Origin of the sequence: Paenibacillus sedimenti (assembly GCF_014534655.1) — a bacterium.
Classification (GTDB): domain Bacteria; phylum Bacillota; class Bacilli; order Paenibacillales; family NBRC-103111; genus Paenibacillus_E; species Paenibacillus_E sedimenti.
Map to the genome: position 1 here is coordinate 779,746 of NZ_JACVVD010000003.1, position 22,334 is coordinate 802,079.

General features: G+C 45.8%; 20 protein-coding genes. 3 read left to right on the plus strand and 17 right to left on the minus strand.

The window, feature by feature from the left end:
* Positions 1 to 9: 9 nt before the first annotated feature.
* The 8 genes from ICC18_RS12295 to ICC18_RS12330 form a co-directional block, all read right to left on the minus strand.
* Positions 10 to 567: a DUF4386 domain-containing protein gene (locus ICC18_RS12295; RefSeq protein WP_188174789.1), complete on the minus strand. Its 558-nt coding sequence runs from the start codon at positions 565 to 567 to the stop codon at positions 10 to 12.
* Between the two features lie 94 nt (positions 568 to 661).
* On the minus strand, positions 662 to 3,445 hold the full coding sequence (locus ICC18_RS12300; protein WP_188174660.1) for a winged helix-turn-helix domain-containing protein: 2,784 nt from the start codon (positions 3,443 to 3,445) through the stop codon (positions 662 to 664).
* Between the two features lie 31 nt (positions 3,446 to 3,476).
* Complete coding sequence (locus ICC18_RS12305; RefSeq protein ID WP_188174661.1) at positions 3,477 to 4,166, minus strand: DUF4386 domain-containing protein; 690 nt, start codon at positions 4,164 to 4,166, stop codon at positions 3,477 to 3,479.
* Positions 4,167 to 4,231: 65 nt separating this feature from the next.
* A complete protein-coding gene (locus ICC18_RS12310) occupies positions 4,232 to 4,633 on the minus strand; it encodes a hypothetical protein (RefSeq protein WP_188174662.1) in 402 nt (133 codons plus the stop codon).
* Positions 4,634 to 4,657: 24 nt separating this feature from the next.
* Complete coding sequence (locus ICC18_RS12315) at positions 4,658 to 5,566, minus strand: NAD(P)-dependent alcohol dehydrogenase (protein ID WP_188174663.1); 909 nt, start codon at positions 5,564 to 5,566, stop codon at positions 4,658 to 4,660.
* A 48-nt stretch (positions 5,567 to 5,614) separates the two neighbouring features.
* Complete coding sequence (locus ICC18_RS12320; RefSeq protein WP_188174664.1) at positions 5,615 to 6,316, minus strand: ABC transporter ATP-binding protein; 702 nt, start codon at positions 6,314 to 6,316, stop codon at positions 5,615 to 5,617.
* Positions 6,309 to 6,686: a GntR family transcriptional regulator gene (locus ICC18_RS12325; protein WP_188174665.1), complete on the minus strand. Its 378-nt coding sequence runs from the start codon at positions 6,684 to 6,686 to the stop codon at positions 6,309 to 6,311. The genes ICC18_RS12320 and ICC18_RS12325 overlap by 8 nt, the downstream gene beginning before the upstream one ends.
* A gap of 2 nt (positions 6,687 to 6,688) precedes the next feature.
* A complete protein-coding gene (locus ICC18_RS12330) occupies positions 6,689 to 7,429 on the minus strand; it encodes a hypothetical protein (RefSeq protein ID WP_188174666.1) in 741 nt (246 codons plus the stop codon).
* Between the two features lie 396 nt (positions 7,430 to 7,825).
* Between ICC18_RS12330 and ICC18_RS12335 the strand changes: the two genes are divergently transcribed.
* The gene (locus ICC18_RS12335) at positions 7,826 to 8,230 is read left to right on the plus strand and encodes a CBS domain-containing protein (protein WP_188174667.1); all 405 of its coding nucleotides are present in this window, start codon (positions 7,826 to 7,828) and stop codon (positions 8,228 to 8,230) included.
* 52 nt (positions 8,231 to 8,282) lie between these two features.
* Here ICC18_RS12335 and ICC18_RS12340 read toward each other — a convergent pair whose 3' ends face one another.
* From ICC18_RS12340 to ICC18_RS12350, 3 genes are all read right to left on the minus strand, one after another.
* Entirely contained in the window at positions 8,283 to 9,125 is an 843-nt protein-coding gene (locus tag ICC18_RS12340; RefSeq protein WP_188174668.1) for a phosphotransferase family protein, read from the minus strand.
* Positions 9,126 to 9,138: 13 nt separating this feature from the next.
* Positions 9,139 to 9,714 carry a TetR/AcrR family transcriptional regulator gene (locus ICC18_RS12345; protein ID WP_188174669.1) on the minus strand — a complete coding sequence of 192 codons (576 nt, stop codon included), beginning with the start codon at positions 9,712 to 9,714 and terminating at the stop codon, positions 9,139 to 9,141.
* Positions 9,715 to 9,837: 123 nt separating this feature from the next.
* Entirely contained in the window at positions 9,838 to 10,668 is an 831-nt protein-coding gene (locus ICC18_RS12350) for a helix-turn-helix transcriptional regulator (RefSeq protein WP_188174670.1), read from the minus strand.
* 143 nt (positions 10,669 to 10,811) lie between these two features.
* Between ICC18_RS12350 and ICC18_RS12355 the strand changes: the two genes are divergently transcribed.
* The gene (locus ICC18_RS12355; RefSeq protein WP_188174671.1) at positions 10,812 to 12,875 is read left to right on the plus strand and encodes a beta-galactosidase; all 2,064 of its coding nucleotides are present in this window, start codon (positions 10,812 to 10,814) and stop codon (positions 12,873 to 12,875) included.
* 108 nt (positions 12,876 to 12,983) lie between these two features.
* Here ICC18_RS12355 and ICC18_RS12360 read toward each other — a convergent pair whose 3' ends face one another.
* Positions 12,984 to 14,471, minus strand: a complete 1,488-nt coding sequence (locus ICC18_RS12360; protein WP_188174672.1) for an alpha-L-arabinofuranosidase family protein — start codon at positions 14,469 to 14,471, stop codon at positions 12,984 to 12,986.
* Between the two features lie 201 nt (positions 14,472 to 14,672).
* Between ICC18_RS12360 and ICC18_RS12365 the strand changes: the two genes are divergently transcribed.
* Positions 14,673 to 15,665: a LacI family DNA-binding transcriptional regulator gene (locus ICC18_RS12365; protein WP_188174673.1), complete on the plus strand. Its 993-nt coding sequence runs from the start codon at positions 14,673 to 14,675 to the stop codon at positions 15,663 to 15,665.
* A gap of 71 nt (positions 15,666 to 15,736) precedes the next feature.
* Here ICC18_RS12365 and ICC18_RS34530 read toward each other — a convergent pair whose 3' ends face one another.
* The 5 genes from ICC18_RS34530 to ICC18_RS12390 all read right to left on the minus strand — a co-directional run bounded on the left by ICC18_RS34530 (position 15,737) and on the right by ICC18_RS12390 (position 22,305).
* Positions 15,737 to 17,338, minus strand: a complete 1,602-nt coding sequence (locus tag ICC18_RS34530; RefSeq protein WP_188174674.1) for a response regulator — start codon at positions 17,336 to 17,338, stop codon at positions 15,737 to 15,739.
* Positions 17,320 to 19,071 (minus strand): cache domain-containing sensor histidine kinase, encoded by a 1,752-nt coding sequence (locus ICC18_RS12375; protein WP_188174675.1) that lies wholly within the window; start codon positions 19,069 to 19,071, stop codon positions 17,320 to 17,322. Before ICC18_RS12375 ends, ICC18_RS34530 begins: the two co-directional genes overlap by 19 nt.
* 86 nt (positions 19,072 to 19,157) lie before the next feature.
* Positions 19,158 to 19,997, minus strand: a complete 840-nt coding sequence (locus tag ICC18_RS12380) for a carbohydrate ABC transporter permease (protein WP_188174676.1) — start codon at positions 19,995 to 19,997, stop codon at positions 19,158 to 19,160.
* Positions 19,994 to 20,893: a carbohydrate ABC transporter permease gene (locus tag ICC18_RS12385; RefSeq protein WP_188174677.1), complete on the minus strand. Its 900-nt coding sequence runs from the start codon at positions 20,891 to 20,893 to the stop codon at positions 19,994 to 19,996. Before ICC18_RS12385 ends, ICC18_RS12380 begins: the two co-directional genes overlap by 4 nt.
* 71 nt (positions 20,894 to 20,964) lie before the next feature.
* On the minus strand, positions 20,965 to 22,305 hold the full coding sequence (locus ICC18_RS12390) for an extracellular solute-binding protein (protein ID WP_188174678.1): 1,341 nt from the start codon (positions 22,303 to 22,305) through the stop codon (positions 20,965 to 20,967).
* Positions 22,306 to 22,334: the final 29 nt, after the last annotated feature.

Consider the following 22,334-nt stretch of genomic DNA (forward strand, 5'->3'; position numbering starts at 1 on the left):
TTTGCGTCCTTAGTTTTTTACAGCTCCAGAATCTATTGCAGTTGAATTAAAACCTTTTACTATCAACCATATTGGAAAAATGATTTCAAATAATGCCCCCGGAATATACAGGATCATTCCTATATCATAACCGAAAATCGCTGAACAACCACTTGCTAACAAAGCAACATATCCGATAAGGCCAATGACTGATATAAATCGTGGAATTAATTTCGATTTATATAATAAATAACAAAATATTAGACTACCCAAGCTAAGAACTAACATAGCCAATTCAAAAGCCATATAATGTCCTTTAATTGCTACATTCCCTACAGTTTGAAAATACGAATCACCCGCAGCTCCTGCGGTTATATATTCTTCACTTAATGTTATGAGTACTAGCGGGCTGAGCAAACTCACAATGAGAAGTGCAGACTCAATGATCCTGGAACCAAAGTACCCAAGTGCTATAGCTTCATTATGTTGTTTTAAAATTGGAAAGATTAACATGGCTATGCCAACAACTGCTGCGGAGTTAATTAGCTCAAAGAATATTGCAAAACCTGGCCGGTTATAACTGTCTATGCCGCTTGCTCAATTTAGAAGTCATTATATCTGCAATTTGGTATTAGCGTATAGATACTAAAGTATTGTTTTAGGGTTTTGGGGTATTGTTGGGCTACAACAAACCCAACTCGCGGGCACGTGCTACAGCTTCGGTGCGCCTTTGGACCTGTAGTTTGCCAAAGATATTCCGATTGTGCCCTTTAACTGAACTCAAGGCGAGGAAAAGCCGCTCGCTAATCTCATGATTCGAGAGTCCTTGGGCAATGAGTTGCAGGACTTCTAACTCTCGCACGCTCAATGGCTCGAAAAGGGGCTTGGCAGGGGGCAAATATGATTTGTCTTCGCTCTGCTGCTCCTCAGCTTCAAACACAACCAGCAGTTTATCTATATAGTCCGGTTTAATCCCATGAGCAGCTGCATCGGACAATAGCCTAACCATCGGCATACCTTCGTCTACGAAAATACGGATAAAGCCGCCCGGCTCTGCCAGCGTCAGCGCGTCACCTATAAGTTGCATAGCCTTGTCCTTGACGCCATGCAAATGTAGAGCAACCGCCTGTAGAACCATCACCTTGAGCCGTTCATCCTCCCAGCCCTTTGCCTCCAACTGTTGGCGCAATGGCTCCAGCACCGCAAGTGCTGAGTACGTTTCTCCCTGGGCTAAGTATACCCGCGCCTGGCTGATTGGGAGTTCGTACGTCTGAGCCAGATGCGCTGCTGCCGTCAGATTTCCCTGGTGAAGCAATGTAAGCACTTGTGCGGCTTTAATCTCTGACAACCGATTCAGGAAGTTATGCTGGCGCACGGACTGATCGGCCTTAGCTAAAGCAGCGGCCGCGCCGGCCACATCTCCATTGACAAGCTTCAGACGGGCTAGAAATACCTCACAGGCAATGAATCCTTCCGTGTTCTCTATCAGCCGTGCCAGTCGGGCGCTCTGTTGCCCGTGATGTAGAGCGGCATCGAGGTCGTTCCATTCGTAGCATACTCGGGCCAGGCCAAGATGCGCTTCGCAGATAGCCGGCAGAGGCAGATCACCTGCCAATTGCACGACGCGCCGGTAGCTCCGATCCGCCATATAGAGCCGGTTCTGAGCTTCCTCCAAATTGCCCAAGCCGATTGTTGCCATTATGGTGATGCTGTTATCCCCAATCGCCTGGCTGCTAGATAAAGCTTCGGTATAAGCCTGGCTGGCAGCGACCCGATCTCCCTGGAGCTGGCACGCAACCCCCAGCATCCAGGCAGCGGCAGTGCGAACAGGCAGGTTGTCGGGGCGCAGATACTCCAGGGCGCGTCGCGATTGGGCAATGATGGTTTCTACCTGGTGCTGGTTGACAGCCAACATAGCCCGTATGGGGGCAATATATCCTACAAGGTCTTTGGTCTTGTCATCTGGCTCGGTACCTTGCAGGACTGCCTCAGCAGCTTGTAGTTTTTGTTCGATGCCTGTCGGTTGGCCGGCAATCATTAACGCAGCCAACGCGGCCCATGTGGCGGCAATAAGTCCAACAAGGTCTTTGGTCTTATCGTCCGACTCGGCACCTTGCATGGCCGCTTCTGCAGCCTGCAGTTTTTGTTCGATGCCGGTTGGTTTGCCGGCAATCACTAATACCGAAGCATACATTACCCACAACGAAGGCCTAGCATCCAGTACTTCCGCCCGCAGCGACTCCAGCCAATTCAGTACAGGGGCAACCGCGCCGCGAAGGTGCAGGGGCATTCCTTCTCCTTCAAGCAGTCGCGCGGCGCGCTCAACATCATTGGAAACAACGGCATGGTGAAAAGCTTCAATCTCCAGACCATTGTCTTCATACCATTCGCTAGCACGTTTGTGAAGTTCGGCCACGCCTCTCCCCTCATCCCATGAAGAAGAGATAGTACTCTGTTGCAATCGCTGCCGCAGCAAATCAGCAAAAAGATGGTGATATCGGTACCAACGCCGCTCGTTATCCAAGGGGACGATGAACAGGTTGGTGCGTTCGAGATATTTTAGAGTTTCTTGTCCGGAAGATGTGGGGTCGAGCAGAACAGCATCACAAAGAGGACCGCACAGACGGTCGAGGATAGACGTGCTTAACAAGAAAGTCTGAACGATTTCGGGCTGATGTTGCAAAACTTCTTCAACCAGATAGTCCAGAACGAAATGGTGGCTGCCGGTGAAAGATTGGATAAAGCTGGCGGCGTCTTTATGTCCATGCATGGATATCGCAGCTAATTGAAGGCCGGCAATCCATCCTTCAGTGCGGGTTTCCAAGGCGGCAATATCTTCCGATGAAAGGTTTAGGCCCATCACCTGGTTGAGAAATCCGGCAGCTTCGAAGGAGGTAAACCGCAAGTCTGCGCTGCGCAGTTCGGTCAGTTTGCCCCGGACGCGTAACCGAGACAGTGGCAGATTCGGGTCTTCGCGAGTAATGATAACCAGGTGCATCTGTGGCGGCAGGTGCTCGAGCAGAAAGGTGAGTGCATCATTAACCGGTTTGGCATCAATAACGTGGAAGTCGTCAAGGACAAGGACGAAATTGTCCGGGATGGTGGTAATTTCATTGAGCAGGATCGTCAGAATCGATTCGGTTGACGGTGGCTGAGGGGATTGGAGCACAGCAAACACGCCTTCTCCTATATTCGCCGCAATCGTCTGTAATGCAGCAACGAGGTAAGTAAGAAGGCGTGTAGCGTCGTTATCCATTTCATCCAGCGACAGCCAGGCGACCGGTCGCTCGCAACCGGCGAGCCATTCGCTGACCAGTGTGGTTTTACCAAAGCCGGCTGAGGCAGAGATGAGGGTCAGTTTGCGGTGCAGCCCCTCGTTCAGCCGCTCAATCAGACGAGAGCGTAATACCACTTTATTCCGGCGCGGGGGGATATATAGTTTAGTGGATAAAATTGGCATATTCATAGATCAAATATAACACTGCAGTTCCCCGCCATCAACTTAATTCCAAGCTCGATGATTTATTGAATCCTTTAACTATGAGCCATACCGCTAGAATCATTTCATTAGCTGCTATTGGCACCGCCAATAGCCCCCAAACAGAAATTTGTTCAACTACACCGAACATTACTAACAAGGCATTAATAAAAACAAGCGTTGCCCCTGTCATACCCAAGATGGGTATAAACCTGGGTACGAGCTTGGATTTATAAAATATATAACTGTACATCATCGTGTTGATGCCCAGCATGAAAAGAGGCCCAAGCATAAAGGTCCAGTCATGTACGGCTTTTAATAATGTACCTGAAACTTGATAAGAGGCGATATCCGGAGCCGATGCTGCTGCATATTCCTGGCTTAAGGACAACAGAGACAGTACGCTGATTATACCAATAGTAATAATAACGGCTTCAAGAAACCTGAAGCAAACATGCCAAAGAGCAATTGTTTCATTATATTTTCTTAAAATTGGAAACATTGTAGTTGCAGTACCAACCGCTGAAACGACAAGAATTAACTCCATAAGCGCTCCCAGTATCACCTGATTGGCATGTTCGGAACCTTTCATCAGGTAATCCGGACCATTTAGGATAGGATCGTATAAAAGAAGACCTATTATCGCCGTAACCGCCGCAAGTATAAATAATACCCCCACAATTATTGCACTCTTCCTGTTAGTATTCATTTTGTTCATCTCCTTTTTAGATATACGCCTTCTTCATCCCGCTCCGTTATATTGTCCCTCTTCTCTCAGCGCCACCGATCTCCGTGCTTCTTCACATAGTGTTTAAACACATAGCGCCAAGGAATGACGAAAGGAACAATCACGACCACCAAGCAGTCTGAGGCAATCGCCCTGGTGGACTCGTCCATTTGACCGGTTGACCACAATGGAACAGCTACGACGATCAGCCAGATCGACTTCCAAACCAATTCCCATAGAAGCAAAGGCAGCATCTGCAGCGGATACCGCAGCCCCAGGACTGACAGAGCCGAAAAGGCGGCCAGCATGCAGGCGACGACTCCTTCCTTCAGTTCCCACGGCTCTTCTTGGTGGATGACTCCAGGCCATACCACGATACTGAGCCCCACGACGATTAGAAGATACATCGCCCTCAGCAAATAAAGACGAAACAACGAGACCTCGTTCATATTTGTTTATCTCCCTTTTTGAATTTATTTCATTACTGTTATGACCACGTTCCCCTTTTTGTGCTTTTTCTCTACATATCTATGAGCCTCGGGAATTTGTTCTAACGGATAGGTTCTATCGATAACCGGTTTTATTTTTCCTCCCTCAATAAGCTCCTTCAGAAAGACTAGATCTTCAACACGAGGCTTTTGTGACATATCCACATTCACACATTTTCCATTCGAACGAAGCGCATTCTTGCATGTTATTTTTGTGATTTTCGATATTTTTTTCCCAACGGCATCAAAGATTAAATCATAACGTTCCCCACTCGCTGTGAATTCCTGTTTCGTATAATCAATTACCCTATCGGCTCCTATAGATTGCACCAACGCAAGATTCGTGGTACTGCAGACCCCTGTTACATCCGCCCCATAATATTTGGCAAGCTGTACCGCATAAGTACCTACACTTCCAGAAGCTCCATAAACAAGAACCTTCATTCCACTCGCGATTTTTCCTTTCCTAAGAAAATTCAACGCGGTTATTCCTCCAACGGGAACAGCGGCAGCCTCCTCATAGGTCATATTGCTCGGTTTAATGGTCACCATTCCATCTTCAGGCAGACATTTATACTCGGCATATGCACCAAAGCCAATACCACAGAACGCAAAAACTTGGTCACCTTTCTTAAATCGTTTTACATCTTTGCCTGCTGCTTCAACTTCCCCAGCTAATTCAAACCCTAATATCGTTACTTTTTTGGGTCTTAAGAGACCATTGTAAAGTCTTGCAAGGAATGGGTCAGCCTTTCGCATGCGCCAGTCCCCTGCTGTTACCGTTGTCGCAACTATTTTGACCAGTATTTCATTGTCCTTGGGTGTAGGTTTTTGTAACTCTTTCAGATGAAGAACATCTGGCGATCCGTATTTGGTGTATACAATTGCTCTCAAATTTGTCCCTCCCAATGATTACCAATTGCAATAAGCAGATCTGCCCCATTAACCCGAATAAGTCTTCTTCATCCAATCCGCGATACCAATACCTTCTGATTCATGTAATTCATCCACATCAGCCATTCTTAGTAATGATCCGTCTTTGATCGCAATGAAGCAGTCCAATAATGATTCAATTTCAGCAATCTCATGGCTTGTCATGATTAGTGTCTGAGATTCCAAGTCAACATAAGAAATCATTCCTTTAACGATAGATTCCCGCACCATGGGGTCAAGTCCGGACAGTGGTTCATCCATTAGAATGTAGGGTACTTCTCTGGCCAAAGTAAGCATGATTTTTAATCGACCACGATTTCCTTTCGAAAGATCTTTGATTTTCATATGAGGCTCCAGCTGTAAAAACTTCATGATTTCTTCCGCTTTAGCCATGTTAAAGTCCGTATATTGGGAAGCCTGAAAATCCATCGCTTCACGTACTGTGAATATATGATAAAAAGAACCTAGCTCCGATAAATAAGAAACCGCTTTGCTGATTCTTCGATTGGCAGTCTCTCCATTTACGGTTACCCTCCCGCTCGTAGGAAGCGACAGTCCGGACATAAGTCTCAATAGCGTTGACTTCCCACCGCCGTTCTCACCCACAATGCCAATGATTTTACCTACGGGCAAAGTGAATGAAATGTTATTGAGTGCGGGCTGTTTAACATATTTTTTGGATACATTAGTCAATTGAATCAAATTACTCATCTCCTTCATCATATTTGCTTAGGTGGTCCTGTAGCCCTGATATGATTTCATAAGAGTTGAATCCCATTTCCTGCATGACCTGGACAAACGATAGGATCTGCTCATTTTTCAAATTTTCACGCAACTGAATCAAGCGATCCTCATGTTCCGTGACAAATGTACCTTGACCTCTTTTCGTTTCCAGGATACCCTCACGCTCCAATTCACTGTAAGTACGCTGAATTGTGTTTGGATTAACACTATATTTAATCCCCATCTCTCGGACAGAAGGAAGCTTCTCGCCTGCTTTCAATTCTTTGCTTACAATCTGTCGATTAATTCGATCCGCTAATTGCAGATAAATTGGCTTTGAAGCATTAAATTCTTCCATTCCTACACCTCAACTTTGCTGTCAACGATCCACGCGCTCAGAAAGAATAACCCAATGATAAAAATGAAGGTATACAAATATTCTCCTGCATATGTTTGTATAGGATTTATTGAAAAAGAAGGGAAATCATAAGTAATACTCCCCCATTTCGTTACTAAACTATACAGTTTAGTGGATTCGAATAGGGCACTTATCCAACTAGGTATGATAACTGCCCCAATAACTACTAACCAGCTCCAACGCCCGATTGCAAATTTAAGGGATTGGTATAGCGACCAAAGAAATAACACCCAAACGCCAATTATGATAGAAATCAAAATAATATGAAGAAATATTACTAATCCCGATGTCCAAGCATCCGTCCAATACGTTTCAATTAAGTTGAACTTGGGTATGATCAGCAATCCAGACATCACATATACCATCAATAGTGAAATAACGGTCATCATCAGCCCGTTCACTAGCTTACTAATTAACAATGCAGAAGCCGGCCCAGGATTATGCAGCCATATATGCAGCTGATTTGCCTCTGTTTTCAAACTGATAAATATCATAATCGGAACATAAAAAACATGACAAACACCAGCAACTACTAAAGGTAAGAAAATAAGTAATGTATGATCTGTTTTCATCCCCATTGATAACGTCAACAGGGCAAACAGTAAATTAATTACAAGTCCTACGAAAAATACGGTTCTTGTTAATTTAAAATCTTTTTTTAATAAAGCTACCCATGCCCCCATCCAAATCTCTCCTTCTTAATGAAAATAAATATATGAATCAGTGTATTAATTCAATAGTACACTAAGACAGTGTATCATGTAAATAGACAATAAAAAAAGAAGCAAGAAGAAAAAGCTTCTTTGCTTCCTGATTACGTATTAATACCAAGTACAATGTAAATCCTATGCCTGCCAAGATCATCATAGCTCCAGAAATCCAAAATGCTGTTTTGCCAGCAATTTAAATTTATCGTTGTCAATCTGCTCCTTTTTCAATTTTCCATTAATCCATTGTTTGAACTCGAAGATTGTCCTCCAATAATAACTACACCCTCATTCGAAAACAAAACAACGAAACATATACATTGAAACTGTTTAACATAGTAGTATCATTTCAGAGAAAAGGAGTTTATAACTTTGAAAATAACCTCTTTTCTATTACCCAAAGACAAGGTTGCCTTTATCACATCGTCAGCTTCCATGCGAGAAGCGTTGGAACAATTAGAAAATCACTATTATACAGCTCTTCCCATTGTCGATAGTGACGGGAAATATGCAGGTACATTGTCGGAAGGTGATCTGTTATGGATGTTAAAGAATACACCGGGGATTGATTTTGATAACATGCATCAAGTGCCGGTAAGCGTAATCGAGAAGCATATTCATAATGAGTCAGTTTCGATTAATGCACAAATGGAGGATATGCTGGCGCTAGCAGCCGATCAAAATTTTGTTCCGGTTGTAGATGACAAAAATATTTTCATAGGAATTATTCGTCGAAAAGATATTATTGAATATTATATGAGAAACATAACCGATTGATGAACCTGCCCCATTAGTCGGCATCATGATCAACCTCCGATTGTCGGACTGACTACCACAGAGACATTTTTTGTCGAATGTAGTTCGTAATATCCGTATATTGTTCATCCGTCATGCCATCTCCGGTCAGTTTGCACACTGCTAAAGGCACGATCCACGCCTCTATCTCTTCGTCTTGCATACCTGAAACGGTTTTGTACTCCTCAACAAATATGTTCTCGATCATAGGACGGGTAGTATTCAATCGGTCAGCGACATGGGACGGTGTATCAGTAGGCAGCACTCCATATCGGCATAGAAGAATAAATTCCGCAATATCGGCCGCCGGGTCGCCTTTACTTGCGCCCATCCAATCGAGCATGATAGGTTTACCGTTTCGAATCATCACATTATACGGATTCGGATCACCATGACAGAGCGCATGTCGGACAGGCAGGTGATCCAAATAATCCGAAATGCAACGTATCTCCTCGATAGTAAGGCGGGATGCCCTCGCAATAGTCGCCTTAATACTTTCGATTTGATTGGTTCGGATGCCGAGGACGCTTCGTGAATGGATATTATGAAGCAATCCGGCAATAATGCGAATATCACTTACCGCTTCTTCATTGGGAGTTTGCTGCCCACTATTCAGCAACTTGGCTAGTAACAATTCCATAATCGTTGTGCCGACAATTTTCTCAAAAACGATTCCCGGGCGCCCCGCCACTTCAACTACTCTGTATGGTTGAGGCACCGGCAATCCACATTGCCATGCAGCGACACTGTTCTGAAATTCGCCTTTCACCGCATCCCACGTCGTATTTGAACGAAATAGTTTAATAACTTTATCGTGTTCCCACTCAAAAACTTCGGAACAACCTCCTGAGCCGATTCGATTACCCAGTTTATTCATGCAACGATCCCCTTTACGACCTAATGATGCCTTCTTTCATCAACATCGCCTCATACAAGTCTTGAATCATTCTAGTGGCTTCTTTAATGTCTAAATTTAAAGTTCCGGTGTTTATCATCGTTCCAAGGCCAATAACATAAATAGATAACGCGAACATTATTTTTTTGCGCTTTTCGTCTTCAACTACGCTTAGCCTTCCGCGACTTCGCAAATGGGTTTCAAACATTTCTTCGCCGATAAAGGAGTCTTTGGCCAAGTCGTACGTTTTGTAACCGGACAGGTATACAGTTTGAAAGAGCTGCTTCTCGTTCTTGGCAAAATGCAGGCTTCCGATCGCAAGATTTAACGCAGACGTATAGCTTTCGTCTTTATAAGATTCCATGCTGGCGAGCGCAAAAGCGACAGCTCTACCGTACACGTCGTTTTTGATATCCGACATATTGCCGTACGCGCTATAGATCGGCTGCGTCGAACATCCCAGCTTTTGTGCAATACTGCGCGCAGTCAAAGCCTCAAACCCGTGCTCGCGTACCAATTCAAAAGCTGCATCTGCAATTATCTCTTTTGTGAGAGTAGTTTTTGGGGGCATAGTCATTCTCCAATAAAAAAATAACATTTGTTATATAACATATGTTATATGACAGAATAAGGAATGTCAACACGAAAAATCTCAAGAGTCATTGCCCCTTATCTGAATTTTGGGAGCGAATAGTCACGGGTTGTACAAGCGCCGATATTCCTGCGGGGTCAGTCCGATGTGCTCCCGGAAGCGTGCGATGAAGTAACTGCTCTGGGAAAATCCGGAATTCTCCGCCACTTGCTTAATTGTCCAGCCGGTAGACATGAGCAGCTGCTTGGCAACAACAAGACGGCATTCAAACAGCCATTCCATAGGAGTCCGCCCCATCACTTCGTGGAACATCCGACTAAAATAATAGGTACTGAAGCCTGCCTGCTCAGCCATCTGCTGGAGCGTAAGCGGCTCCGTACAGCGGGTTCGGATAAACTCCGCAGCCTCTCTCATCCGAGCACGTTTATCCAACGTTGTCGCTGTTCCAAGAGTCTCCGCACTCATCGCAAGCTCAGCAAGCAGTTCATAGAGCTTTACCGCCAAGTGCACCTCGTTCCTATCATAAGGGGAAGCCAGCTCCAGTAAGCCCCCGGTTAGCCGTTTGAGCTTATGCAAATCGCCGTATTTAAACAACCAAACAGATGAAGTTCCCCGGCCGTTCAACAGCCTGTCCACCCCCTCGCCTGCTATGTGTACCCAGAATACTTCCCAAGGCTCCTTCGGATCTGTTCGATACTCCTGCTCTAGTCCCGGCCCGTAATAGAAGCCCTGTCCTGCTTCCAAGCCGTATTCCTTTCCGTTATCTTTTACATATCCTTTTCCGCTTAATACCAGATGCAAATTTGCTTGTTGCAGCTGTCCCTTAGACCGCCACTCCTGGTGCTCGGGAAAATCGGAATATAAGCCGATCATATCCGGAAATCCCGTGTAGTGCTTGTACATGGGTTCCGGCAACACATAATGGATTTTCATGGTCCCTCCAAAACGCAAGAATCTAATATAATCAACAAAATGATGTTATTTACTTTCTATTTTAAAGGATTATAATGAGTGCATAAAGGCCTTTATACAACAAAAATTTATCATACCAAAAAGATAAGGGGATGTTTTGAATCATGGACAAAACCATTCCGGGAGAGAAATTTGATCTGGGAGTGTGTTACTACCCCGAGCAATGGCCGGAGCACATGTGGGCTGACGATTACAAGCGGATGCGGGAAATAGGCTTTACCATTGTACGCATGGGTGAGTTTGCATGGAATTTTTTTGAGCCGGAGGAAGGCGTATTTACTTTTGATTTGTTCGACCGCGCCATAGACCTTGCATACAAGCATGGACTGAAGGTCATTCTCGGAACCCCGACGGCTACACCGCCCGCCTGGATGACTCATAAATACCCAGAAATTCTTAATGCTTCATTTGAAGGCATGCAGTATCATCACGGTATGAGACGGCACTACAATTACAGCAGCCCGGTGTACCGCACCTATTGCGCAAAGATTACCGAGGCTATGGCTAAGCAATATGCGAACCATCCCGGCGTAGTAGGCTGGCAGATCGACAACGAGCTTAACTGTGAGGTTAATGTATTCTACTCCAATGCAGACCATGCGGCGTTTCGGACTTGGCTGAAGGAGAAGTACGGTTCCTTGGAGACCATGAATCAGGCATGGGGTACCGTCTTTTGGAACCAGAGCTACTCAGACTGGGAGCAGGTTCATTTGCCCCGCCTTACGCCCGGCAGCTCCCCTAACCCTCATCAAGTTCTGGATGAGAAGCGGTTTATCTCGGATAACGCCATTTCTTTTGTCCGTCTGCAGGTAGAGATTCTGCGAAAGCTTGCACCAAGACAGTGGATCACACACAACGGCATGTTTGCTCATCTGGATAATCATGCCATGACAAACGAGCTTCTTGATTTCTATTCCTATGATTCGTACCCGAACTTCGCTACCATCTGGAATGATGCCGATCGGGAAAATCCTCTTATGGACCGCAGCTCCTCCAACCAACTGACCAAGGTTCGTTCGATCTCCCCCAACTTCTGCATCATGGAGCAACAATCGGGCCCGGGCGGTTGGGTGAACAAGATGGCTCAACCCGCGCCGAAACCGGGGCAAATGAGATTGTGGACCTATCAATCCGTTGCTCACGGGGCGGATATGCTCTTGTACTTCAGATGGCGGACGGCAACCTTCGGCACTGAGATTTACTGGCATGGGATCAATGACTACCATAACCGTCCAAACCGGAGGGTGGCTGAGGCAGAGACCATTAGCCGGGAATTGGGAAGAATCGGGGAGACCATTGCCGGTTCCCGTTACGCTGCGGAAGTCGCCATCTTGCACGATTATGACAACGAGTGGGACGGGGAATTCGACGTATGGCACGGCCCTCTGACGAGAGAAAGCTTGTACAGCTGGAGCAAGTCCCTGCAGTACAACCATATTCCTTACGATTATCTATGCGTACAGAACAAGACTAACCTGAATGATCTCGTTCGTTACAAAGTACTGATCTACCCTCATCCGGCCATTATGTCGGAGGAAACGGCAGAGCTTCTTAAGCAGTATGTGGCGGGAGGAGGCAAGCTGATCTTCGGAGCCCGCACGGGTTACAAGGATAAACGAGGGCATTGCCGAATGGCGCCATTCCCTGGTCCGGTCGCGGATCTGTGCGGAGTGACGGTGGAAGACTTTACTCTTATTGTGAACAAGACTGCCACGCCAAACATTCGATGGATCGATGGCGGGGATGAAGCCGGCACGCCGGCAACCCTTTTCAATGACATTCTCCACCCGGAGAACGATAATGTGGAGACGCTAGCCTTGTTCGACGGAGACTATTATGCGGGGAAACCGGCTCTTACCCGAAACCCCTATGGCGCTGGTGTTGCCTATTATTACGGGGCCGCATTCAGCCGCGACGTAGCGGATGCATTGATCCGCCGCCTTGGACTGAAGCCTGTTACAACAGATTGGGCGGAACTGCCCCCTGAGGTGGAGGTTGCCATCCGGGAGAAACAGAAACGTCGCTTTGCCTTTATATTGAACTACTCCGACAAACCGGTCAAAGCCCGTCTATTACGGGAGACCGAAGACCTGTTGGAAGGCGAACGGCTTGCCGCAGGGGATCTGGACATCGCTCCGTACGGTGTGAAGGTCTTGTCGTTGGAGTAAGGAAAAAGGAACCGGTCGTCATGCAAGCGCCCTGGACTTTAGCCCATCAAGGCGGCCCAGGGCGTTTGATTGTCGTTTATCGTGCCATACAACCGAACGGCGATAACGTTACTTGATGACCACCACGTTCACGGAATGGGGCTGAAGTTCGACAGTAAGACCAGATTGCGTATTCCAACTCAATGGCTGTTCTATGACACGAACCTGCTCTCTTCCGATATCGTTGTATGCATCCTTCGAATCACCGACCACACTATGAAGCACCGCATTCGAATACTGGATTGCACTGCCAACATGTAGGGTAACGGATTCCGACCGATCCGGATGGCGATTTACCAAAGCAATTCTCAAATCGTCACTTCCCGTCCGCTTAGTTGCGATTGTATCTAAATACGGGACGTTTGTTGTCTTTCCTGCCTTCTCCACATCGAAAGCCGCATTTTCCGACAGCCAAGAGTCAACGACGATATCTCCCAGATGGCGGGTATAAAGCTCAAACACAAAGTAACTGGATCGCAGGACGATCCCGTCTTGATGCGTAAAGATGGCTCCTCTTGTATTGACGGTTGGGGCAAAATTCGCCATACCGACGACATCGCTATGTTTGTGGCACTGATTTAAGAAACAGGCTGTAAACACGGCATCCGCCATGGTGTAGCTGGAATTGATGTCGTTTTTATCCCTCGGAGTGATATAATCCTCGGTTCCGGAGTTAATATGCGGATGATGCCAGCCCCGAAGATTCCATTCGTCATAGGCGATACGAATTTTGCCCAAATAGCCGAGTGAGCCGAGAATATATTTCGTCTTTAGAATAGGCTTCTCAATTTCCATGGAATACGCCATACAAGATTCGTAATCCGCTAAATCGTTGACATGACCCAGATAATCCCAATAGTCATGAATCGAAATCCAATCCAGATATTGCCCTGCTTCCCGCAGCAAATTCAGATTCCAATCCAAATCCGAAATGCTTGCTGCCAGCAGCTCGATGTTAGGATCAACCCGCTTCATCATTTTGGCAGATTCCTTTACGAAACGCCCCCATTCCCTTACATTCTTCGCCCCCATTTCCCAATCGCCATAGTTTTCATTCCCTATGCTCCAATATTTCACTTTATAGGGCTCGGGATGGCCATTTTCAATACGGAGTTTCGCCCACTTTCCTTCGGAAGGAAGGTTACAGTATTCGACCCAATCACTCATTTCTTCAGGTAACCCTGTTCCGGCATTCGTGCAAATATAAGGCTCTGCGCCAAGCAACCGACAATATTCCATAAATTCGTCCGTACCGAATAGATTCGATTCCTCTACCCGCCATGCTTTATCAAAGTAAGGAGTGCGCTGCTTTCCTATTGCATCTTTCCAGTGGTAGGCAGATACAAAGCAGCCGCCAGGCCAGCGAATAATAGGGACTTCGATTCGTCTAAGCGCTTCCACAACATCCTGGCGATATCCGCTGCTGTCGGAAAGTGCGGACGTCGGATCGAAGATTCCGCCATAGATTTGACGATGAAAATGCTCCAGAAAGTGACCGAAAATTTTCTTGTCTCTTTTGCCAAGTTCTCTTCTTGAATTAATTTCCAATTTAGGCATCGCTCTACGCTCCCAAGACTAATCATATTTCCGTGTGCGCACACGGACCTTCTTAAGTGGAAATATATCTCGATTATCTTGCTTTGTCAATATTTATACATAAAATGCTGCTAATCGCTTGCTATAACTATTGTCATAATATAAAATAATCATCAGCTGATTCGTGTGCGTACACGAACATTTATATAAAAGGAGCCGGATATGTCAGCCACGATTAAAGATATCGCCCGGATATGCAAGGTTTCCGAAGGGACCGTCGACCGTGCGTTAAATGCTAGGCCGGGAATTAGCAAGAAGACGAAAGAATATATTCTTAATGTCGCGAAGGAGTTAAACTATACGCCCAATCATTTAGCCAGGGGTCTTGCCAAAGGCCGGTCGATGACGCTCGGCGTCATTTTATTTGATGTCCGTAATCCATATTTTGCGCAGTTAATGAACGCCATTGAAGTCAAGGCCAGGGAACTAGGGTATGTCGTTTTCCCTATTTTTACTCATAGCGATACTCAAAATGAGCGGAAAGCACTCGAGCATTTCAAAACCCGGCAAGTAGACGGGATTATCATGTTCAGTGTACAGTCCGGACATGAATTTGAAAAAGAATTGCTCGATTTAAAGATTCCCATCGTTACAATCGGAAATCGTATTTCCGGCGGGTGGACCTATGTAGGCATTAACGAGCGTGAATCGATGAAAGACGCTGTGAAACATGTCGTAAGCCAAGGTTACGAAGAAATCATCTATATTTGCCCTCCATTGACCCGCAGAGGCGAGGTCAATCTTTACACACTGGAAGAAAGATTGGCCGGATGCCGCGAAGGTTTATCGGAGATGGGAAAAAAGGAACCGCTTGTCATCATGGACTCGGATTACATCAAGGCCATTAGCCAAATCGATCTGGAATCCCAGCCCAAAAAAGCAGTTGTCTGCCCTGCGGATATCTATGCACTAGAAGTGCTTAATCATTATAAGAAAAACAAAATTAGAGTTCCTGAACAGATCGGTCTTATGGGCTTCGATGATATCGACACGTTGAAATATATTTCTCCAAGATTATGCTCCGTAAGATACCCTGTAAGCGAAATAGGAATAACAGCCGTGAATCGCTTGCTTGAAGAAATCAATGGAAACCACAATAAGCATTTGAATGTGTTGCTTTTGCAGCATCAAATCGTTACGGGTGAATCTTTGTAATGATATAGAGATGACGCCCATACTGGGCGTACCACAAAAAAGGAACCGGTCATCAGGCCGGTTCCTTTAAGTTATTTTTGTGAAGTTCTCTTATATTCTTGAATGGAGACCCCCGTCACTTTTTTAAAGCGGTGGCTGAAGTAATACGGATCCATGATTCCTACCCTCTCCGCAATCTGATAAGCTTTCCAGTCCGTCTCATTCATGAGCTTAACGGCCTCATCAATTCGAAGTTTTAGCAAATAGTCGGTGAAACTCTGCCCCATTTCTTGTTTGAAGATTCTGCTTAAGTAGCTCGAATTAAGATGGAACTTTTGGGAAACGGACCCTAGCGACACTTCGGGGTTACGGAACTCTTCCGCAAGATAAGTAAGCACTTCATCAATGATCCTGCTCGTTTTTTTGTTTCGGGTACCCTTAATATTATCCGCGGCTTCCTTAGCCAATTCGGACAACAGAAGACTTAATTCATTAAATGTTTGGCATCCGAACATTCGATTATACAGACCATCGTTTAACAAGTCCGTACGCATCTGGGAGAAGCCCAATTCCGACATAGCGAGTAGAAGTAATGAAAGGAAATGGACACCAAGCGAGTATGCTTGTTCGATCGTCGCTCCGCGGGTAGTGGCCAAAGAAAGAAAGAGCTTATCGATGGCGTGAACGGCTTGTTCCTTTATGCCTGTCTTAATGAAAAAAATAATCTCTTCCATCTCGGTCAATTTCAAATCCATGGCAGAATCGACAAGCCGAATGTCCTCTCCAAATGAAATGACATGGCCCCCGCCGTAGAATTTGCCATATCGTAGTGCTTCCAGCGCCTCTTTGTAGCTGTTTTTCACTTGATTGAGCTTATCGTAAACGCTTCCAACCCCTACGGTCGTTTGATAGCCCATTTTATCCTTGATGGCACGAATGGCCTGTTCCCCGATGGGCTCGGGCTCAATTGCTGCACCCCAGTTTACGATCACAACCCGTCCGCTATTATCATGAAATACGTTAACCCCCTCACGCTCGTGCACAAGGATTTCCACAACCCTCTTGCATCCTATGCTGAGGATTAGATTTTTCTCCTCTCCACCGTTAGGTTCGGCATGAACATCCAGCACAGCAACGGAGCAGCACGTTTGAAACGGCTCTCCAAAAAAGTATTCATATCTCCGATTCAATTGTTCAAGACTAGAGGTACCCACTAGCAGGTCTAATAAAAATTTTTCTTTCAGCTCAAAAGTATTTTCCAGCAACTCCGTCTTGATTTTACGGTACTCGTTCCAATGAGCCGTCTCCTTCTCGATCGCTTCTTTCAAGTCGAAAGCCAATTTACCCAATACGTCCGGTTGAATGGGCTTTAACAAGAAATCATGGACACCGATTCTCACGCTTTGCTTGGCATACTCGAATTCCGGATAAGCGGTTAAAATCACCACCTTAATGAACGGATCTTTTTCTCTCACAAGCCTCGCCAATTCCAATCCGTCCATGTATGGCATATTAATGTCCGTAAAGACGATATTGGGCTTTAAAGGGTCAATCAAGTCCAACGCTTCGTTTCCGTTTGCCGCTTCGCCTATAAATTCAATTCCAAGGGAATTCCAATCCAGGAGAACTTGAAGGAGCTTTCTTGGATTGACTTCGTCATCTACGGCAATGGCTGTTATCCTTCCATTTTCCACTCTGAATCCTCCAGGTAGGGTATTTCAATTTCGATTAACGTTCCATTTCCCGGTGAACTGCCAATCGAGTAGGACATGCTGTCCCCGTAAAAAAGTCTAAGTCTCGTTATCGTTCCACGCAACCCAAAGCTGGAAGCATTATGAATGAGCTGCTCCTCTCCCATGGAATCCAGCTTTTCTTCAGAGATGCCTATGCCATCATCTTTAATGGATAAGATGACCGATCTGCCTGAAGGGACGGCCGAGACGGTAATCATCCCCTGCTGTCCCATCGGCCGGATGCCGTGGTAAAGAGCATTCTCCACAAGCGGCTGCAAGGTGAGCTTGGGAACCGGATAGGTGTGCAAAGCATCGCTTAATTCATAAACTGCAGTAAACATGCCTGGGTATCTCATATGCTGAATCGTCAAATAGTTCTTGGCAATTTCAAATTCTTCTTTAAGCGAGATAATTTCATTCCCTTTGCTTAAACTCAAACGGTAATATTGGGCTAACGCGGATATCAGACGGTAGGTTTCTTCCCTTTCTCCGGCCAATGCCATGTATCCTGCAGACTCCAGGGCATTGTATAGAAAATGCGGTTTGATTTGCTGATGCAGAATATGAAGCTCCAGTTTTCGCCGAAGCGTCTGCTCCTCTTTCACGCGCTCCATTGATTGCTCTATCGTAACGATCAAACGGTTATACCGGTCCTGAAGCTGCCGGATTTCATTCGATTTCGGATGGAGAATGACTTGCTGGTAATTACCCGTTTCCGCTTTTCTCATCGATCTTAATAAACTTAATATAGGGTAGATAATGGACCTCGTTATCCAAATAAACCCTATAAATATAAAAACAAAATTAAAGGCGGCGATTGGGATGAGGACCCGATTCACAGCCTTGTACGGATTCGGCCATTCGCTCATGGAGAACGCGGTTGCATAGCGCCACCCGCCGACCTCCATCATGTCGAAAATGTATCGTTTACCGGATATGGTTTTAATAAAGCTACCTTCAGCATGCGTCCGAAACTCTGCCGATTCCGCAAACTGACGAAGCTCGGGATTTTCGAATTGGATCAAACGCGCGTCTTCACGATCCACCATGAGATCGTATTTCTTGCCGTCAACGGAATGTTCATAGAGCTTTTTGATTTGGGTTAACGGAATGTTAATCATAATCACACCAATTTGCTTCGCTGTGTTCAGATCGTTCACTACACGGATCAAAGAAAGATATGGTTCCCCTTTCGTCTGGGAATTCGGGACCCCGCCTGCATTGATCCGCCATATGAGACCGCCGCTTTTTTGTACGGCTTCCTGATACCAGGAAGCCGTTTTGATACTTGCAACATTGATCCCCAGTTGTTGAAACTCCAGGGAATAATATAAATCGTCGTTGCGGAACAAATAAACGGAGGCTACGCTCGGCTCTGCTAGGAAAATCTCGTTGAGTACCTTTTGGATACTATTGTTCGAATATACGAATCCTTCGTTTGAGAAGTCCGTCTTCATGAGCTCCTGAACCGTACTACTGGCAATCACCCTTTGGGAATACTTCGAAGTGTTATCGAACAGGGAATTCATACTGGATTGAATCGCGTATAAGCTTTGTTCGGAGACTTCCGCAATCTTGCTATCGACCAGGCTCCGGTTGAATCTTTGATACAAGACGCTGCTGATCAGCAGAGAAACCGCTAGCAAAAGAATGTAATAGGATATCATTTGTGTTCTTATCTTGGCGAATTTCACCGCTGAAACCACCTTCTGTCCGATTGTTGTCCTATCTGCTCTTTTACAAGAGTTTCTCTTTATTATATATCAAGATCGCTGCGGTACTAGCCCTTAATCGCTCCAGCGACGATACTCTTTTGCACCTGCTCGCTTAGGAAGATATACAAAAGAATCGTTGGAATGGTTGCTATTACCATGCCGGCTGCGATCGGACCGTACTCCGTCATGTGCAGCCCTCGAAGCGAATTAATGGCAACAGTTATGGTCATCAGGTTGGTGTTATTAATAAAGGTACTCGCGAACATCAATTCGTTCCATGCGGCCAGAAAAGTAAATATGGACACAGAAACGAGGGCTGGCTTAATCAAGGGCAACATGATCCTGAAAAAGACTTGGTATATATTACAACCGTCAACGACACTGGCTTCTTCCAATTCACGCGGGAGGCCTGAGAAAAATCCTACCATTATGAACATGGAGGTGGGAATGGCATTCACCGTATAAGGGATAATCAGTGCCCATGGCGTATTCAGCAGATGGGTTTGCTTTAGAATGAGAAATAAAGGCAACAAGGTAGCATGTACCGGAATCATCAGCCCGGACATAAATAGGACGAGTACGATTTTGCTAAGCTTCCATCTCATCCGGGTGACGGCATACGATACCATCGCCGCTAACAATCCCGAAGCGATTACCGTTATTCCGGTGTAAAACAAGCTATTTACGAAATTCCTTCCGAGCTTAGAGCCGACAAAGACGTATCTATAGTTTTCAAATTTCCAAGTTGACGGCAGTCCCATCACATTGCTTCCAGTGATTTCAATATTTGATTTGAATGAGGTTAAGACCAGCCAAAGCAGAGGATAGAATTGAATGATTGCGAAAACGACGAGAAATAGTTGAAGAACAAGATGGGTGCTATTCCATTTTCGGGTCAGTATCACTTGCCATTCTCCTCTCCTCGTACTCTAAACAACCATTGCAGCACACCATAAAAAACAAGACATTCCACCACCATAAAGACAGCCATTGCGCTTCCATACCCGTACATGTTTCTCTTAAAGATGGTGGCGTACATGAGAGTGCTGGGCACGTCCGTAGCCGGTGCCGGGGTGCCGTTCGTCATGATAAAGGTCAAATCGAAAAATTTCAGCGAGCCAATGATGGCAAAAACGATACAAACCTTCAAGATCGGAGTGACTAACGGAATCACGATGGAAAACGTTGTGCGCCATCTGGACGCCCCATCGATTTTAGCGGCGTCAAACAACTCTTCTGAGATGCCTTTTATGGCAGCATAAATCAAAAGCATGTAATAACCAACCCACTGCCAAACGGCCGGCAGCATGATGCTCGATAAAGCCGTCTTTTCGTCTGTAAGCCAATCATGCTTCCATGCGTGCAGTCCTAATTGCTCCAACATGGTATTCAACAGGCCGTAATTCGGGTTTAATATGGACAAGAACATGAGTCCGATTACAGCTGACGAAATCGTGACAGGGATAAAGAATAACGTCCGATAAAATTTCTCCCCCTTATTTCCTCTGGCAAGCACTAACGCGAGAAAGAACGCGAAAGGAAGCTGCAGAACTAACGATAAAACGGCCAAGTAAAACGTATTCAAAACAGAGTGAACGAATTGCATGTCGTAAGTATCGGTAAAGAACAGATCTTTATACAACGCGAGTCCCACAAATTTCCCTTTACCGATTCCGTCCCAATCCAACATACTGTAGTAAACGGATTGGACGATCGGGATAAAACCTGCAAGTATGAACAAGACTAGCGCAGGAAGTACAAAGACGGCAATGGCTTTCTTATCGCCAAACACTTGTTGCATGGTTCTCCCCCCCTAAATAGAACTGGCGGAAGTTGCCTGTCCGCCAGTTCGTTCGTTTGGACTCTTTGTCTCTATTTGCCAGGATTAATCTTGCTTTGCAGTTCTTTGTTAAAATCCTCGGGTGATAGCTTTCCGGAAGTGAATTTCATCAACGAACCGAACATAGACTCCGTATCATTACCGGACAACATCTGATCCCACCAGTAAGAGAAGCCGGTTGCATTAGCAGAGAGCTGGCCAATCTTCACGGCAAGGGGATCAACTTTGGAGGTGTCGCCCAGATCGCCTTTCCATGCAGAGGACCCGGAACCTGCAAAGTATACTTCCTTAGCCATCATTTCCATAAAATATTTGTAGACTTCCCATACGCGATCTTTATTTTTTACATTGGCATTCATAAAGAAAGTTTCGCCGGAACCGCCATGCCATTCGTCGACATTGCCTTTCCCTCCTGGAATCGTCGGGAATTTCACGACGTCGACCTTACCTTTAACCGGAGAGTCCGGTGCATTGATCTGCCCGTTCACCCATGCTCCCATGTACAACATGGCAGTTTTGCCGGTTAAGAACATATTGACCGACTCGTCATAGGAAGTCCCTAATGGATTATCCCCGAACGCTTTGGCGTCAAGCAGTTCCTTCAATCTGCGGCTGGCTTCCTGGAATTCCGGAGTGTTGAAGGATCCTGTCTTATTCAGAGCGGCATTGACGGCAGCTGTTCCCCCCATCCGAATGTCCAATATGGAGTTCCACATCATGACCGGCCACCTGTCTTTAGCTCCAAGTGCGATGGGCGTTATGTTCTTGGCCTTAAGAGCGTTAATGTCAGCTACCAGGTCGTCCCATGTAGCAGGAATTTTAGCGCCTGCGGCTTGGAATAGCTCCGTATTGATATAAAGGTTAGCCGTTGCGATATTGGTAGGAAGACCGTAAAGCTTATTGTCAAATGTGAAGTTGTCCGTAGTTCCTGGAACCAGCTTGTCGATGGTTCCGTCTTTTACAAGATCCTGCAGCGGTAAAATACGGTTACCAGCGACGAACGGCTGGGCAAAGCCTCCTCCCCATGAAAAGAAAATATCGGGCAAATCATTTGCGGCTGAAGCCGTTTTTATCTTGGTTTTGTAGGCTTCTCCCCCGACTCCCGTATGTTCGATTTCTACATTGGGGAACTTAGCCTTTGTCGCTTCCAACGCTTTGTAAAAGCCGATAAATCCTCCGTCCTTGGAGTTAGGGTCGGAAAACTGCGACCACATCGTGATCTTAATTTTCTCAGCTGGAGCACTCGTAGTTGCCTTTGGCGACTGGGAGTCTGCCGGTTTTTGGCTTTCTGTTGTGGAACTGCCGCACGCGGCAAGCGTCACCGATAGGATTACAGCCAAACTCAAACTTGCCATCTTCCTGAACATCTTCATTTTCTTTGCCTCCCCACTATTTATAAAAC